The 15,450-nt window shown below is 62.3% G+C and carries 14 protein-coding genes; 6 read left to right on the top strand and 8 right to left on the bottom strand.

The genetic code is table 11. The features are described 5' to 3' along the window. Nucleotides 1-64 precede the first annotated feature (64 nt). Complete coding sequence (gene ppk1, locus HX805_RS03085) at nt 65-2,293, bottom strand: polyphosphate kinase 1 (RefSeq protein WP_003214009.1); 2,229 nt, start codon at nt 2,291-2,293, stop codon at nt 65-67. An 18-nt stretch (nt 2,294-2,311) separates the two neighbouring features. Next, on the bottom strand, nt 2,312-3,325 hold the full coding sequence (gene hemB / locus HX805_RS03080; RefSeq protein ID WP_087693295.1) for a porphobilinogen synthase: 1,014 nt from the start codon (nt 3,323-3,325) through the stop codon (nt 2,312-2,314). A gap of 229 nt (nt 3,326-3,554) precedes the next feature. Between hemB and HX805_RS03075 the strand changes: the two genes are divergently transcribed. Then, the gene (locus HX805_RS03075) at nt 3,555-4,193 is read left to right on the top strand and encodes a DedA family protein (protein WP_003214015.1); all 639 of its coding nucleotides are present in this window, start codon (nt 3,555-3,557) and stop codon (nt 4,191-4,193) included. Here the strand turns inward: HX805_RS03075 and HX805_RS03070 are convergent. Further along, complete coding sequence (locus tag HX805_RS03070; protein ID WP_008439297.1) at nt 4,174-5,409, bottom strand: sterol desaturase family protein; 1,236 nt, start codon at nt 5,407-5,409, stop codon at nt 4,174-4,176. The genes HX805_RS03075 and HX805_RS03070 overlap by 20 nt on opposite strands. Nucleotides 5,410-5,524: 115 nt before the next feature. Here HX805_RS03070 and elbB point away from each other — a divergent pair, with 115 nt between their 5' ends. Beyond that, nucleotides 5,525-6,190 carry an isoprenoid biosynthesis glyoxalase ElbB gene (gene elbB, locus HX805_RS03065; RefSeq protein ID WP_177116599.1) on the top strand — a complete coding sequence of 222 codons (666 nt, stop codon included), beginning with the start codon at nt 5,525-5,527 and terminating at the stop codon, nt 6,188-6,190. Here the strand turns inward: elbB and HX805_RS03060 are convergent. Both HX805_RS03060 and HX805_RS03055 read right to left on the bottom strand, forming a co-directional pair. Beyond that, the gene (locus HX805_RS03060; protein WP_003214020.1) at nt 6,187-6,639 is read right to left on the bottom strand and encodes a YaiI/YqxD family protein; all 453 of its coding nucleotides are present in this window, start codon (nt 6,637-6,639) and stop codon (nt 6,187-6,189) included. The two genes, elbB and HX805_RS03060, sit on opposite strands and share 4 nt — an antisense overlap. Nucleotides 6,640-6,641: 2 nt before the next feature. After that, on the bottom strand, nt 6,642-8,537 hold the full coding sequence (locus HX805_RS03055) for an FTR1 family protein (protein WP_177022371.1): 1,896 nt from the start codon (nt 8,535-8,537) through the stop codon (nt 6,642-6,644). A 306-nt stretch (nt 8,538-8,843) separates the two neighbouring features. On the opposite strand from HX805_RS03055, the gene HX805_RS03050 reads away from it, so the two are divergent. From HX805_RS03050 to HX805_RS03035, 4 genes are read left to right on the top strand one after another with little or no spacing between them, the layout of a single operon-like run. Further along, nucleotides 8,844-10,241 (top strand): COG3014 family protein, encoded by a 1,398-nt coding sequence (locus tag HX805_RS03050; protein WP_003214023.1) that lies wholly within the window; start codon nt 8,844-8,846, stop codon nt 10,239-10,241. A gap of 10 nt (nt 10,242-10,251) precedes the next feature. After that, a complete protein-coding gene (locus HX805_RS03045) occupies nt 10,252-10,623 on the top strand; it encodes a YcfL family protein (protein ID WP_003214024.1) in 372 nt (123 codons plus the stop codon). A gap of 35 nt (nt 10,624-10,658) precedes the next feature. Continuing rightward, entirely contained in the window at nt 10,659-11,246 is a 588-nt protein-coding gene (lpoB, locus tag HX805_RS03040) for a penicillin-binding protein activator LpoB (protein ID WP_003214026.1), read from the top strand. 3 nt (nt 11,247-11,249) lie between these two features. Beyond that, a complete protein-coding gene (locus tag HX805_RS03035; protein WP_087693297.1) occupies nt 11,250-11,993 on the top strand; it encodes a penicillin-binding protein activator LpoB in 744 nt (247 codons plus the stop codon). Between the two features lie 139 nt (nt 11,994-12,132). Here HX805_RS03035 and HX805_RS03030 read toward each other — a convergent pair whose 3' ends face one another. The 3 genes from HX805_RS03030 to HX805_RS03020 form a co-directional block, all read right to left on the bottom strand. Beyond that, complete coding sequence (locus HX805_RS03030; protein ID WP_003208844.1) at nt 12,133-12,765, bottom strand: LysE family transporter; 633 nt, start codon at nt 12,763-12,765, stop codon at nt 12,133-12,135. A 203-nt stretch (nt 12,766-12,968) separates the two neighbouring features. After that, the gene (locus HX805_RS03025) at nt 12,969-13,532 is read right to left on the bottom strand and encodes a mechanosensitive ion channel family protein (RefSeq protein WP_003208843.1); all 564 of its coding nucleotides are present in this window, start codon (nt 13,530-13,532) and stop codon (nt 12,969-12,971) included. Then, nucleotides 13,532-15,442, bottom strand: coding sequence for an ATP-binding cassette domain-containing protein (locus HX805_RS03020; RefSeq protein WP_003208841.1), 1,911 nt, complete (start codon nt 15,440-15,442; stop codon nt 13,532-13,534). The genes HX805_RS03025 and HX805_RS03020 overlap by 1 nt, the downstream gene beginning before the upstream one ends. Between the last annotated feature and the right edge of the window lie 8 nt (nt 15,443-15,450).

The raw sequence follows: 15,450 nt of genomic DNA, 5'->3' as shown, positions 1-15,450 counted from the left end.
TTCATCGACTGATCCACCGCTTTCGCGAGCAAGCCCGCTCCCACATTTTTGACCGCGTCGGTTTTTAGTTCACCGTCAGAATCGGGCTGCCCAGCTTCTCCAGCAACGTCGCCTGGGCGCTGCGCGGGTTCTGGTTGCCGGTCGGGGTGTTGCGCACGTAGCGCCCGTCCGACTGCAGGCTCCAGCTGTGGGTGTTATCGGTGAGATAACTTTCCAGCTCCTTCTTGACCCGCATGATCAGTTTCTTGCCTTCCACCGGGAAGCAGGTCTCCACACGCTTGTCGAGGTTGCGCTCCATCCAGTCGGCACTGGAGAGGAACATCTGCTCCTCGCCGCCATTGAGGAAGTAGAACACCCGCGTGTGCTCCAGGAAGCGCCCGATGATCGAACGCACGTGGATGTTATGGGATACCCCGGCGATGCCCGGCCGCAGGCAGCACATGCCACGCACCACCAAATCGATACGCACACCCGACTGGCTGGCCTTGTACAGCGCGCGGATGATCTTCGGATCGGTCAGCGAGTTGAACTTGGCGATGATGTGCGCCGGCTTGCCTTCGAGGGCGAACTGGGTCTCGCGGGCAATCATGTCGAGCATGCCCTTCTTCAGGGTGAACGGCGCGTGCAGCAGTTTCTTCATGCGCAAGGTCTTGCCCATGCCGATCAACTGGCTGAACAGCTTGCCGACGTCTTCACACAAGGCGTCGTCGGAGGTCAGGAGGCTGTAGTCGGTGTAGAGCTTGGCGTTGCCGGCGTGGTAGTTGCCGGTGCCCAAGTGGGCGTAGCGCACGATCTCACCGGCTTCGCGGCGCAGGATCAGCATCATCTTGGCGTGGGTCTTGAAGCCGACCACGCCGTAGATCACCACCGCACCGGCGGCTTGCAGACGGCTGGCCAGTTGCAGGTTGGACTCTTCGTCGAACCGCGCCCGCAGTTCGATCACCGCCGTCACTTCCTTGCCGTTACGCGCGGCGTCTACCAGCGCATCGACGATTTCGGAGTTGGCGCCGGAGCGGTACAGGGTTTGGCGCACAGCCAGCACGTGCGGGTCCTTGGCGGCCTGGCGCAGCAGGTCGACCACCGGGGTGAAGGACTCGAACGGGTGCAGCAGCAGAATGTCCTGCTTGCTCACCACACTGAAGATGTTCTCGCTGTTTTGCAGCAGTTTCGGGATCTGCGGGGTGAACGGCGTGTATTGCAGCTCCGGGTGGCTGTCCAGACCAGTAATGCTGAACAGGCGCGTCAGGTTCACCGGGCCATTGACCTGGTACAGCTCGGTCTCGCTCAGGTTGAACTGCTTGAGCAGGTAGTCGGACAGGTGTTTCGGACATGTGTCCGCCACTTCCAGGCGCACCGCATCACCGTAGCGACGGGAGAACAGCTCGCCGCGCAGGGCGCGGGCCAAGTCTTCGACGTCTTCGGAGTCCAGCGCCAGGTCGGCGTTACGGGTCAGGCGGAACTGGTAGCAGCCCTTGACCTTCATGCCCTGGAACAGGTCATCGGCGTGGGCGTGGATCATCGACGAAAGGAATACATAGTTATCGCCAGCGCCCCCCACCTCTTCCGGTACCTTGATGATCCGTGGCAACAGGCGCGGTGCCGGAATGATCGCAAGGCCGGAATCGCGACCGAAGGCGTCGATACCTTCCAGCTCGACGATGAAGTTCAGGCTCTTGTTCACCAGCAGCGGGAACGGGTGCGTCGGGTCGAGGCCGATGGGGGTGATGATCGGCGAGATTTCGTCGCGGAAGTAGCGGCGCACCCAGGTCTTGATCTTGGTGGTCCAGTGACGGCGCCGGATGAAGCGCACGTGATGCTTTTCCAGTTCCGGCAGCAGGATGTCATTGAGGATCGCGTATTGGCGGTCCACGTGGCCGTGTACCAGCTCGCTGATGCGGGCCAGGGCCTGATGCGGTTGCAGGCCGTCGGCACCGGCTTGTTCACGGGCGAACGTGATCTGCTTCTTCAGGCCGGCGACACGGATCTCGAAGAACTCGTCCAGGTTGCTGGAGAAGATCAGCAGGAATTTCAGCCGCTCCAGCAACGGATAGGACTCATCCAGTGCCTGTTCCAGCACGCGGATGTTGAATTGCAGTTGTGACAGCTCGCGATGGATGTACAGGCTGCTGTCATCCAGGTTGGTAACCGCAACCACCGGTACCGGCGCGGCAGCGGGCGCTTCGGCCACCACGGCAGGCGGGGCCGGCTCCAGCTCCGGCGGGGTCTCGGTAGCTTGTTCGACCACCGGGTGAGCGTCTTTTACGGCAACTTCTGTGAGTCCTTCGGTATTCATCGAGTGTTCCTGTAAGGGCTAGTGTTGCTCTCTAAGCAATTGGGCGGCGCGGGCGGCGAAGTAAGTCAGGATGCCATCAGCACCCGCGCGTTTAAAGGCAGTCAGGGATTCAAGGATCACCCCTTCACTCAACCAACCATTCTGGATCGCGGCCATGTGCATGGCGTATTCACCGCTGACCTGATAGACAAAGGTCGGCACCTTGAATTCCTCTTTGACCCGATAAAGGATGTCGAGGTACGGCATCCCGGGCTTGACCATCACCATGTCGGCGCCTTCGGCCAGGTCCGCGGCCACTTCGTGCAGGGCTTCGTGGCTGTTGGCCGGGTCCATCTGGTACGAGGCCTTGTTGGCCTTGCCCAGGTTCAGCGCCGAACCCACCGCATCGCGGAACGGGCCGTAATAGGCGCTGGCGTACTTGGCCGAGTAGGCCATGATGCGCACGTTGACGTGACCGGCCAGCTCCAGGGCTTCGCGAATCGCCTGGATGCGACCGTCCATCATGTCCGAGGGGGCCACCACCTGGGCGCCCGCTGCGGCGTGGGACAAGGCCTGTTTTACCAGCGCATCAACGGTGATGTCGTTCTGAACATAGCCTTCTTCGTCGAGAATGCCATCCTGCCCGTGGGTAGTGAACGGGTCCAGCGCCACATCGGTAATCACCCCCAGCTCCGGAAAGCGTTCACGCAAGGCGCGGGTGGCGCGCTGGGCGATGCCGTCGGGGTTCCAGGCTTCGGCGGCGTCCAGTGACTTCAGCCCAGACGGCGTGACCGGGAACAGCGCCAGCGCCGGAATCCCCAGTTCAACCCAGTTCGCGGCCTCTTCGAGCAGCAAATCAATGGTCAAGCGCTCCACGCCCGGCATCGACGCCACCGCTTCCCGACGATTTTCACCGTCCAGCACAAACACCGGCAGGATCAGATCATTCACCGTCAGCACGTTTTCACGCACCAGGCGCCGGGAAAAATCATCACGACGGTTGCGACGCAGACGAGTGGCGGGAAACAGGCGGTTGGCGGGGGTAAAGCTCACGGCAGACTCCTGAGCCCGGCTTGACGGGCGAGCGTGACAGTTATAAGCGGCCATTATGACGAAGGAATTACAGTTGTGGTTAGCTCATGCGCCGTAAGGCAACCGGCGTGCGACCTGTAGTCGCATTCGTCGTTTATGTAGGAATTGTTCACTTCGTGACACATCTCGATACTTTCATGAATGTTCACGAAGGCGTAGGCTGCGCGTTCATTTCGCCAGCACCCAGACCATGCTTCAACAATTTCTGCATGACTTCGGCTACTTTGCGCTGTTCCTAGGCACCTTCTTCGAAGGCGAAACCATCCTGGTTCTCGCAGGCTTCCTGGCGTTCCGTGGATACATGGATATCAACCTGGTGGTGGTCGTTGCCTTTTTCGGCAGCTACGCCGGCGACCAGTTGTGGTACTTCCTGGGACGCAAGCACGGCCGCAAACTGTTGGCGCGCAAGCCGCGCTGGCAACTGCTGGGCGACAAGGCCCTGGAGCATATTCGCAAGCACCCGGACATCTGGGTGCTGAGCTTCCGGTTTGTCTACGGTTTGCGCACGGTGATGCCGGTGGCCATTGGTTTGTCGGGCTACCCGCCGGGTCGCTACCTGTTGCTCAACGGGATTGGCGCCGCCGTGTGGGCCGCTGCGCTGGGCGCTGCGGCTTACCATTTCGGCGCGGTACTGGAAGGCATGCTGGGCAGCGTCAAGAAATACGAGCTGTGGGTGCTGGGCGCACTGCTGGTGCTGGGCCTGGGCTTGTGGATTCGCCGGCGCGTCAAGAACGCCCGCCTGACCCGCGAAGCCTGTGCCGCCGAGAAGGTTCGCCTGGCGGCCGGCGAACCTGAAAAAGCCGAAAAGCCTACGACGCCAGTCGAGTAAGCCGGTCTCTGCAACAGTAGAGGCCGATGCCGCTGAGCAAGCTGTAACTGACCAGGCCCAGCCAGCCCAACGCGCTGGCCGGCCACAGCCCCACCAGCGGCGCCAGCCACACCAAAGGCACATTCAGTGCCAGGCGCAGCAGTTCAGCCTTCAACGCCCACGGGCGGTTCTCCAGCGCCACCCCCAGGGTAAACAACCCCAATGCCATCGCGCTCCAGCCCAACACCAGGGCAGCGGTCGGCAAGCCCTCGCCGAAATTCATCAGGTAGCTGCCAAAACCCACGTACGCGGCAAACTGCAGCGCGATGTAAATCTGTTGGCGCCCATCCAGCGGCACCTCGAACTTGCGGAACTGGCTCAAGTCCGGCTTGGCCATCGGGTACTTTGCCGCCACATCCGCCGGGCGCCAACCGGTGCGCATGAACCAGATCCGCAGCTTGTCCCACCCACTTTCGGTGCGCCGTGCATCACTCCACAGCTGCGCATAAAACTGCAGGTTGGCCCACAGCGGGTTCCAACTGGCCAAGGGCGTGGTCACGCCAAAGATTACCGGCTCGTTATCGTCTTCTTCCTGGAAGGAGCCAAACAGGCGGTCCCAAATAATGAACACCCCGCCGTAGTTGCGATCCATGTAGAGAGCGTTCTGTGCATGGTGGGCCCGATGATTGGATGGCGTGACGAAGAACCACTCGTACCAGCCGAGCTTCGGCACATGCCGCGTATGCACCCAGAATTGATACAACAGGTTGAGGGACGCCACGCTGATAAACACCACCAGCGGCACGCCCAACACGGCCAGCGGCAAGTAGAAGATCCAGCTCAGCAGGAAGCCGGTGCTGGTCTGGCGCAAGGCGGTGCTGAGGTTGTAGTCCTCGCTCTGGTGGTGCACGGAATGCGCGGCCCAGAGGATGTTGCGCTCATGGCCCATGCGATGCAGCCAGTAGTAGCAGAAGTCATAGAACACAAAGGCGAACACCCAGGTCCAGACGCTTTGGGCCGACAGCTCGATGATCGCCAGGTGCTTGAGGGCGAAGGCATAGGTGAGGATGCCCACCCCTTTGGTCAGCAGCCCCGTGGTGGTGGACAGCACGCCGGTGCTGAGGCTGTTGATGGCGTCGGCCACCCGGTAGTTGCGTTGGCCGCGCCGGTAGTCGGCCAGCAGCTCGACCACGATCAAGGCAATGAAAAACGGTACCGCGTAAGGGACGAAGTCCATGGGCAAGTCCGGTCAATTATTGTTACATCTAGAGTAGGTGTAGCGGCTGGATATCCCATTGGCAATGAGTGACAAATGAGTAGACATTTAACGCCATGAATCAGGAGAAATGCCCATGAGCAAAAAGATTGCAGTGATCCTTTCCGGCTGTGGCGTGTACGACGGGGCTGAGGTTCATGAAAGCGTGATCACCCTGCTGCGCCTGGACCAGCGCGGCGCCGAGGTGCAGTGTTTTGCGCCGAACATTGCCCAGTTGCATGTGATCAACCACCTGACGGGCGAGGAGATGCCCGAGTCGCGCAATGTGCTGGTGGAGTCGGCGCGCATTGCCCGTGGCGAGGTGAAGGACATTCGTGAGGCCAACGCCGAGGATTTCGACGCACTGATCGTGCCCGGGGGGTTTGGCGCGGCGAAGAACCTGTCGAACTTTGCCGTGGAAGGCGCCGGGTGCAGCGTCAACCCGCAGGTGCTGGAACTGGCCGAGGCGTTTGCCGAAGCGGGCAAGCCCGTCGGGCTGATCTGCATCTCGCCGGCGCTGGCAGCGAAGATCTATGGCCCAGGCGTGACCTGCACCATCGGCAATGACACCGACACCGCAGCCGCCATGGACAAGATGGGCGCCACCCACCAGGAATGCGCGGTCGACGACATCGTCGAAGACAAGGCGCGCAAGCTGGTGAGTACCCCGGCCTACATGCTGGGCAAACGCATCAGCGAAGTGGCGTCAGGCATCAACAAGCTGGTGGACCGGGTGCTGGAACTCACCCACGAGAACGATTAGGCCTTCATCAGCCGGGTCAGAATCCGATCCAGCGAATTGGCAAACGCCTGCTTGTCCTTGTCCCCATGGGGCGGCGGGCCACCGCCCATCTGCCCCTGCTCCCGCAGATCGGTGAACAGGTTACGCACCGCCAGCCGCTCGCTCATGTTCTGCGGGCTGAACTCCTTGCCTCGTGGGTCGAGCGCAGCCACGCCATTCTTCACCAAGCGGTCGGCCAACGGCACATCGCTGCAGATCACCAAGTCACCGGGCACGGCGTGCTCCACCAGGTAGTCATCGGCCGCGTCCGGGCCGCTGGGCACCACGATCAACTTCACGCACGAGAAGCTCGGCTTGATCTGGCTCTGCCCGGCCACCAGCACCACTTCGAACTGGCGCTTGAGGGCGAACTTCACCACCTGATCCTTGGCTGCCCGGGGGCAGGCGTCTGCATCGATCCACACGCGCATGGTTACGCCACCACCCGGCGCTTTTCAGCCAGCCGGCTGCGACCGTACAGCACCACAATCGCCAGGATCGCCACGGCCTGGGCGCTCAGGGAATAGGCATCGGCGTGAATGCCCAGCCAGTCGAAGTCAAAGAACGCGACCGGCCGGGTGCCGAAGATCCCGGCTTCCTGCAACGCCTTGACGCCATGCCCGGCGAATACCACCGACAGCGCGCACAGCAACGCCGCGTTTATGCCGAAGAACAGCGCCAGCGGCAGTTTCGCCGAGCCCCGCAGAATCACCCAGGCCAGGCCCACCAACAGCACCAGCGCCGTGGCGCCACCGGCCAATACCGCGTTGTGCCCGGCAGGGCCGGCCTGCAACCACAGGGTTTCGTAGAACAGGATCACTTCGAACAGCTCGCGGTACACCGAGAAGAACGCCAGCATCGCAAAACCGAAGCGCCCGCCACCGCCTACCAGGCTGCTCTTGATGTAGTCCTGCCAGGCGGCCGCGTGACGTCGGTCGTGCATCCACACCCCGAGCCACAGCACCATCACGCTGGCAAACAGCGCCGTGCAGCCTTCCAGCAACTCGCGCTGGGCGCCGCTGACGTCGATCACATAAGCCGCCAACGCCCACGTCGCCAAGCCGGCCAACAGCGCCAGGCCCCAGCCGACGTTGACGCTGCGCACCGCCGATTGCTGGCCGGTGTTACGCAGGAACGCGAGAATCGCCGCCAACACCAGGATCGCTTCCAGGCCTTCGCGCAGCAGGATCAGCAAACCGGAGATGTAGCTCAGGGACCAGCTCAAGCCATCGCTGCCCAGCAGGCCGGCCGACTCGGTGAGCTTGCCCTTGGCCACATCCAGGCGCTGCTGCACTTGCTCGATCGGCAAGCCGTCCTGCAATGACTGCCGGTAGGCCATCAGGGCCTTTTCGGTGTCCTTGCGCACGTTGGCATCAACGTTATCGAGGGAGCTTTCAACCAGCTCGAAACCTTCCAGGTAGGCGGCTACCGACAGGTCGTAGGCCTGCTCGTGCTCGCCATTGCGGAACGCGGCGAGGCTTTTGTCGAGGGTGGCCGCGGTGTAATCAAGCAACTGCGCCGGGCCACGCTTGACCTGCGGCGGTTGGGCACGCTGGGCGCGGAAGGTGGCAACTGCGCCGGGACCTTCGGCAGCCAGCACTTCGTTGGGGGTCTGGCGCGCGAGGTCGGCGAGGTTGAAGGACTTTTCACTGTTCGCGGCAGCCGGGTCGGCGGTGAAGCCGGCGATATAGGTCGCCAGGTCCCAGCGCTGGCGGTCGTCCAGTTGATCGGCAAACGACGGCATGTCGGTGCCTTCCACGCCCAGACCCAGGGTGTTGTAGATCGCGTAGAGGCTCAAGCGATCGAGGCGTGCAGCGTCCCGCAGGTTGGCGGGCGGCGGCGTCATGCCCACGCTTGCGGGGCCATCGCCGGCGCCTGTGGCGCCGTGGCACACCGAGCAGTTCTGCGCGTACAGCGGCGCACCGCGCGTCGGATCGGGGGTAATGGCCGGGGCCTGGCTGACTTCATAGGCCACTGCCAACTTGGCGCCCAATTGCCGGGCCTGGTGCGCAACTGCCGCGCCGTCCTGATGGGCCGTTACGGCGGCCAGCAGTTCATCCACGCCTTTGATCAGTTCGGCGCGCTCGGGCTTTTCCGGTAGATCGGTCACCAGCCCCTGCAACACCCCGAGAAACTCTACCTGTTCACGGTATTCGGAATCATCGATAACCTTGCCCGCCTCCACTGTCGGGGGGTAGTCCGCACCGATGTAGTCCAGTAAATGCAGGGCTTGGGGCGCGCCCTCGGCAGTTGCAGCCAGCAGGTTGAAACTGCACGACATCAACGCCGGCAGCACCAGCCAGGCAAGAAAACGGAAGGGGGCAATCATGAATGGATCTCAAATGGAAATACGAAGTAACACATTGTCAAACCTTACGGGGTTTGACTCAAGTTGTAAGTAATGTGGGCGTGGGTTTACCAAGAGGCGGATGATGGCCTCGTTACCGGAAAATGGATCCAAAAGGCCATTGTTTTGCCAGTAATCGGGCTTATAATGCCGCGCCTTCGTTATTGCGAAATGGCATTTTCGCTCCTCTTTTTATGAGGAATTGGCAGGATGCAACGCCTTCCTGCCATTGGTGATTCGGCCCGACCAGCACATTCGGCCGATTACGTTCAGGGAAGAAGCTCTTCGATGGCATCTCGCGCCTTTACCTCGCTCGCGCTCGCGGCAGTGACCTTGCTGTCCGGTTGTTCGATGTTTCGCAGCTACGACACCGAGCTGCAAGCCACCAATCAGCAGTTGGCCACCGGCAACGTCGACGCCGCGCTGACGCTGCTTGAGAAGAACAACACCGGCGACGACAAGGACCTTCTTTATTACTTCGAAAAGGGTGAGTTGCTGCGCGCCAAGGGCGACCTGACCGGCAGCCAGGTCGCCTGGCGCAGCGCCGACCTGCAAGTCTACAAGTGGGAAGAGTCGGTCAAGTTCGACACCGACAAGTACCTCGCGCAGTTCGGCGCCTTCCTGGTCAATGACAAGGTCCGCCGCTACGAAGGCTACGACTACGAAAAGGTCATGCTGACCACCCAGATGGCCCTGAACCTGCTGGCGCTGAATGACTTCGACGGTGCCCGCACCGAGATCAAGAAGACCCACGAACGCGAAGCGGTGATTGCCGACCTGCGGGACAAGGAATACCTCAAGAGCGAAAACGAGGCCGAGCGCCAGGGCATCGCGACCCAGTTCAAGGACCTGCGCGGCTACCCGGTGGAAAGCCTCAACGCCCCTGAAGTGGTAGGCCTGAAGAACAGCTACCAGAGCGCGTTCAGCCACTATCTGGCCGGCTTCGTCTACGAAGCCCTGGGCGAAAAAGACCTGGCCGCACCGGGTTATCGCAAGGCCGCCGAACTGCGCCCCAACACACCACTGCTGGAACAGGCCCTGCTCGACCTGGACAAATCCAAGGTCGGTGCGGACGAGACTGACGTGCTGATCGTGGTGCAAAGCGGCCTGGCGCCGGCCCGCGACTCGATTCGCCTGCCGTTGCCGATCCCCATCGACGGCCACCTGGTGATCACGCCACTGTCGTTCCCGGTGATCAAGCCCGACACCTCGACCGCGCCCTTCGCCCAGATCGGTGTCGACGGCCGGCAACAGAACCTCACTGCCCTCAACAGCACCACCGCCATGTCCCGCCGCGCCCTGCGGGATGACATGCCGGGGATCATCCTGCGCACCACCGTGCGCGCCGTCACTCGCGGCATCACCCAGAACAACCTGAACAAGACCAACCCGATGGCGGGCCTGGTACTCGGTATTGCCTCGGCCGTCACCGAAGGCGCCGACACCCGCACCTGGCGCACCCTGCCGGACATGACCCAGGTGACACGCCTGCGCCTCAAGCACGGCGAGCACCAGGTCAGCCTGCCCAACGCCCTGGGCGGCACGCTGGTGACGGTCAAGGCCGATCAGCGCTACCAGGTGATCACCCTGCGCGTGGTCGGCAACCAGGTCTTCGCCGGCGGTCTTGCAGCCCACGTGGTGCAGAACAATCCGCCCCAGGCCGTCGCCACTCTCAAACAACCTTAAGGAGCACGCTATGCGTCATTTCATCCTCGGCGCCCTGGCGCTGATCCTGCTGGCCGGTTGCGCCACCCCGCCACCGCCGGAACCCGGAAGCGCCGCGAGCAAGATCGTGGTGATGGGCAAGTTCAAGGGCATCGCCGTCGGCGCCATCCGGGTCGCCCGGGAAAACGGCTTCCTGACCGCCAAGGTGCAGTTGAGCAACATCACCAGCAGCAACCAGATGATGTATTACCGCTTCGCCTGGCTGGGTGCCGACGGTTTCCCGGTGGGTGATGAAGAGACCTGGAAGGTGCTGAACCTCTACGCAAACCAGGCGACCTTCCTGCCGGCGATCGCCAACCTGCCCCAGGCTGCCGACTTCCGCCTTGAAGTGAAGACGCCTTGATCCACCCACTCATTCAGTTTCAGAGAGACATCCCCATGTTTGCACGCTTCTCGTTCCTCGCCGTGGTGGCCGTCCTGGCCAGCGGCTGCGCCAACACCTCGCCAGTCCTGGGCGGTAAAAACATCAGCTACGGCGACAGCAAGGCCGTGGAACTGGTGACCAACGAGTTCGGCTCCACCGACCTGCAGATGATCGCCGAAAGCATGACCCGCTCCCTGGCCCAGTCCGGCATCCTGCAAGGCCGCCCGGTGGTGCAGGTGTATGACGTGAAGAACAAAACCAGCGAGTACATCGATACCCGCGAGATCACCACGTCGATCAAGACCCAGCTGATGAAGACCGGCACCGCCCGCTTCGCCAGCGACAACACCGACATGCAAAGCCAGGTCGACCAACTGAAGCTGCAGAACCAGAGCGGCCTGTACAAGAAGTCGACCGTCAGCAAGACCGGCAACATGGTCGCCGCCAAGTACCGCCTGGAAGGCTCCATCAGCTCCATCGTCAAGCGCAGCTCGGACTACAAGGACGTGTTCTACAAGTTCAGCCTGCAACTGGTCGACGTCGAAAGCGGCCTGGCCGAATGGATGGACGAAAAAGAAATCCGCAAGACCACGGAGCGCTAAGCAATGCGTGCATGGATCGGCATGATCGGCCTGCTGTGCGCCTTTGGCGCCTCGGCCGCACCGAAGATCGCGGTAACCGACCTGGCCTACGAGGCTCGCGTGGAGGAGTACATCCACCAGGTCGCGGCCAGCAATAATTTCCAGGCCAGCGCCTACAACGCCAGCGGCGCCTCGAGCTACAGCGAATACGAAAGTCGTACCAGCTACATCGAGCAGACCGAGCTGCGCAAGTTCAGCGGCGACATCAAGGGGGAAATCCTCAAGTCGCGGCAGTTCCAGCTGGTGCAGGGCACGCCTTACACCGCGGACGCCAAGGGCGATGTGTATGACGTGATCAAGCGGATCAAGGCCGGTAACTTCAAGGGTGCGGACTACGTGCTGTTCGGCACCTTGTCGGATATCGACTTCACCCAGGACATCAACGCGCTGGACCACACCAACAGCTACTCGGCGGTGCTGGGCCTGACGCTGGTGGCGGATTTCAGCCTGATCAACACCCGCACCTTTGAGATCACCTCGGCGTTTACCGCCATGGGCGAAGGCCAGGACACCAAGCTGGTGAACAACCGTGACGTGCGCGTGAGCCTGAACCGGCCTCGCGTGGTGCGGGAAGTGTCGAAGGCGTTGGGCGAGGATGTGGCGCGGCAGTTGGCCGAACAACTCGGCGGTGGTTATCAGGAAGCACCTGGACAGCCTGCATTGCGCAATAACCTGCCACGGGATGAAGCGCCGAAGATCCTGCGCTGATCACCAAACGCACGGGCAACACAAAACAAATGTGGGAGCTGGCTTGCCTGCGATGCAGACGCCTCGGTGTATCAGTTACACCAGGGTGATGCTATTCGCAGGCAAGCCCGCTCCCACATTTTTGATCCGGTTTCGTCAGTTAAGCCGTTGCGCGATGCAAGCTGGCCAGGAACCCCGCCGCCCCAACGAACAAGCCAGCAAACGTACGGTTCATGCGTTTCTGCTGCTTCGGTGTGCGCAACAGGCGCAACACTTTCGACGCCAGCCCGGTGTAGCCGGCCATCACGATCATGTCCACGCAGATCATGGTCGCGCCCAGGATCAGGTATTGGTTCAGCAGCGGCGCCTGCGGGTTCACGAACTGCGGCAGCACGGCCAGCATGAACACCAGGGCCTTGGGGTTGCTGGCGTTGACCAGGAACCCGCGGAACATCATCGCCATCGGCTTGCCGATCGGGCGAATCGCCGCGTCATCGCTCAGGTCGGTTGGCAGCGCGCGCCATTGCTTGATGGCCAGGTACACCAGGTACGCTACGCCAAACCATTTGATCGCATAAAACGCGGTGGAGGATGCGGCAAGAATCGCCCCCAGGCCACCGGCGACCACGGCAATCTGCATCGCCAGGCCCAATTGCAGGCCCAGGGCGTTCCAGTAACCACGCAGGAAACCGTATTGCAGGCCGCTGGACATCGACGCAATGGCACCGGCGCCAGGGGAAAGACTGATGATCCAACTGGCCAGGAAAAAGGCCAGCCATGTGTCGAGCGCCATTACACACCTCAGAGCTTAGTTTGCTGAATGTTTCTAAACTAACGCTGCCGGCTGAGAAATGGCTAGAAAAATTTTGGGGTGCGCCTTTGTGGCGAGGGGGCTTGCTGTGGCGAGGGAGCTTGCTCCCGCTGGAGTGCGTAGCGCTCCCGGCTTTTTTTGGGGCTGCTACGCAGCCCAGCGGGAGCAAGCTCCCTCGCCACAGGTTAAGGCAGCACGTCGCTGCCGCGCCAACGGCGCACCGAGCGCTGGAAGAACAGGCTGTTGGGCACTTGCACCATGACACTGCCGGTACCGGCCTCTTCCACTTCGATCAGCGTGGTGTAGAGCAGGTTGATCGCCACCACCCGGCCTTTGACGCCGGGCTTGTCGACGGTGTCCACCAACTCGACCACATCGCCCAGGCGGAACGGCCCGACGGTGAAGATCAGGATGGCGCACAGCAGGTTGGACAACACCGACCACATGGCGAAGAACGCGACCGCAGCCACCGCCACAAAACCCGACAACGCCGTCCACAACACCGTGGCAGAGACGCCCAGGCGCTCCAGCACGAAGATCAGCGCGCTGCCCATGATCAGCCAGCGCAGGCCGCCGCGCAGCGGCATCAGCAACTGCGGCGGGAACGGATAACGTTCCCCCAGGCGGTTCAGGCATTTGGCGACGAAACGCTGGGCGAAGTAGCCAGCCAACAGGATCAGCAGAATCTGTACGGCCACCCAGATCGGCGCGATCCATTGGGCCGGCAGCGGCAGTTGCAGCGCTTCCATCAGGACAGCGCCTCCAGCTCCGCTTGCAAGGATTCCAGCAGTTCGAGGGCTTCCATCCAGGTCTCCTCCAACTGCGCTTCACGTACCTTGAGCTTGGCCTGTTCGGCCAGCAGGTCGCGCAATTCATCCTTGCGGGCCGGCTCGTAGACGGCGCTGTCACCCAGGCTGGTTTCGATCTTCGCCAGCTTCTCGTGGATCTTGCCCAATTCGGCTTCCAGCTTGTCCGCTTCACGCTTGTGCGGGGCCAGTTGCTGACGCAATGCAGCCGCGGCCTGGCGCTGGGCCTTCTTGTCGGTCTTGTCCGGGTTGACCGGCGTGTTGCTGACCGGCGCGTTGCGCAGGCGGTAGTCCGACAGCCAACGGGCATAGTCTTCCAGGTCGCCGTCGAATTCCTCGACCTTGCCGTCAGCCACCAGCAGGAAGTTATCCGTGGTGCTCTTGAGCAGGTGGCGATCGTGAGACACCACCAGTACCGCGCCGCTGAATTCCTGCAGGGCCATGGTCAACGCCAGGCGCATTTCCAGGTCGAGGTGGTTGGTCGGTTCGTCGAGCAGCAACAGGTTTGGCCGGTCCCAGGCGATCAGGGCCAGGGCCAGGCGGGCCTTTTCGCCACCGGAGAAATTCAGCACCGGCTCGTCAATGCGCGCACCACGGAAGTCGAAACCACCGAGGAAGTCCCGCAGGGTCTGTTCGCGTTCGGTCGGCGCCAGGCGCTGCAGGTGCAGCAGCGGGCTGGCCTTGGCGTCGAGGGAGTCCAGCTGGTGCTGGGCGAAGTAGCCCACCACCAGGTTCTCACCGCGCACCAGGCGACCGGCCAGGGGCTGCAATTCGCCCGAGAGGTTTTTGATCAAGGTCGACTTGCCCGCGCCGTTGGGGCCAAGCAGGCCGATCCGCGCGCCAGGGGTGAGCTGCAACTTGACCTTCTCGAGGATGGTCTTGTCGCCATAGCCCAGGCGGGCATCGGAAAGGTCCAGCAGCGGGCTGGAGATTTTCACCGATTCGCGGAACACAAAGTCGAACGGTGAATCGACGTGGGCCGCCGACAGTTCTTCCATGCGCTCCAGGGCCTTGATCCGGCTCTGGGCCTGACGGGCCTTGGTGGCCTGGGCCTTGAACCGGGCGATGTAGCTTTCCATGTGCGCGCGCTGCGCCTGCTGCTTCTCGTAGGCCTGCTGTTGCTGGGCCAGGCGTTCGGCACGGGCGCGTTCGAAGGCGCTGTAGCCGCCGCGGTACAGGGTGATTTTCTTCTGGTCGACGTGGGCAATGTTGTCCACCACGGCGTCGAGGAAATCCCGGTCGTGGGAAATCAGCAGCAAGGTGCCCGGGTAGCTTTTCAGGAAGTCTTCCAGCCACAGGATCGCATCGAGGTCCAAGTGGTTGGTCGGTTCATCGAGCAGCAACAGGTCCGAGGGGCACATCAGCGCCTGGGCCAGGTTCAGGCGCATGCGCCAGCCACCGGAAAAGTCGGCGACCGGGCGGTCCATCTGTTCGTTGGTAAAGCCAAGGCCGGCAAGCATCTTGCGCGCACGCGCGTCGGCGGTGTAGCCGTCGGCGCTGTCCAGTTCCGAGTGCAGGCGGGCCTGTGCGGCGCCGTCCTGGGCTTTCTCGGCCTCGGCGAGGTCGTGTTGCACCTGGCGCAGGCGCAGGTCGCCATCGAGCACGTAGTCGATCGCAATGCGGTCGAGGGTGTCGATCTCCTGGCGCATATGGGCGATGCGCCAGTCGGCCGGCAGCAGACAATCCCCGGAGTCGGGAGTCAGCTCACCCAGCAGCAAGGCGAACAACGTGGATTTGCCGGCGCCGTTGGCACCGATCAGGCCGGCTTTGTGACCGGCGTGCAGGGTCAGCTCGGCGTCTTCGAGAAGACGTTGCGGGCCACGCTGTAATGTTAGGCTTTGAAGTCGGATCATAATGGCGG

This window comes from Pseudomonas sp. G5001 (assembly GCF_013385475.1).
Lineage (GTDB): Bacteria > Pseudomonadota > Gammaproteobacteria > Pseudomonadales > Pseudomonadaceae > Aquipseudomonas.
The sequence above is the reverse complement of the archived record's forward strand: the minus strand, read 5'-3'. Positions and strand labels throughout refer to the sequence as shown.

Coding starts and splice junctions, on each gene's coding strand:
- ppk1 (WP_003214009.1), bottom strand. CDS start 2,293: ATGAATACCGAAGGACTCACAGAAGTTGCCGTAAAAGACGCTCACCCG.
- HX805_RS03075 (WP_003214015.1), top strand. CDS start 3,555: ATGCTTCAACAATTTCTGCATGACTTCGGCTACTTTGCGCTGTTCCTA.
- HX805_RS03070 (WP_008439297.1), bottom strand. CDS start 5,409: ATGGACTTCGTCCCTTACGCGGTACCGTTTTTCATTGCCTTGATCGTG.
- elbB (WP_177116599.1), top strand. CDS start 5,525: ATGAGCAAAAAGATTGCAGTGATCCTTTCCGGCTGTGGCGTGTACGAC.
- HX805_RS03060 (WP_003214020.1), bottom strand. CDS start 6,639: ATGCGCGTGTGGATCGATGCAGACGCCTGCCCCCGGGCAGCCAAGGAT.
- HX805_RS03055 (WP_177022371.1), bottom strand. CDS start 8,537: ATGATTGCCCCCTTCCGTTTTCTTGCCTGGCTGGTGCTGCCGGCGTTG.
- HX805_RS03050 (WP_003214023.1), top strand. CDS start 8,844: ATGGCATCTCGCGCCTTTACCTCGCTCGCGCTCGCGGCAGTGACCTTG.
- HX805_RS03045 (WP_003214024.1), top strand. CDS start 10,252: ATGCGTCATTTCATCCTCGGCGCCCTGGCGCTGATCCTGCTGGCCGGT.
- lpoB (WP_003214026.1), top strand. CDS start 10,659: ATGTTTGCACGCTTCTCGTTCCTCGCCGTGGTGGCCGTCCTGGCCAGC.
- HX805_RS03035 (WP_087693297.1), top strand. CDS start 11,250: ATGCGTGCATGGATCGGCATGATCGGCCTGCTGTGCGCCTTTGGCGCC.
- HX805_RS03030 (WP_003208844.1), bottom strand. CDS start 12,765: ATGGCGCTCGACACATGGCTGGCCTTTTTCCTGGCCAGTTGGATCATC.
- HX805_RS03025 (WP_003208843.1), bottom strand. CDS start 13,532: ATGGAAGCGCTGCAACTGCCGCTGCCGGCCCAATGGATCGCGCCGATC.
- HX805_RS03020 (WP_003208841.1), bottom strand. CDS start 15,442: ATGATCCGACTTCAAAGCCTAACATTACAGCGTGGCCCGCAACGTCTT.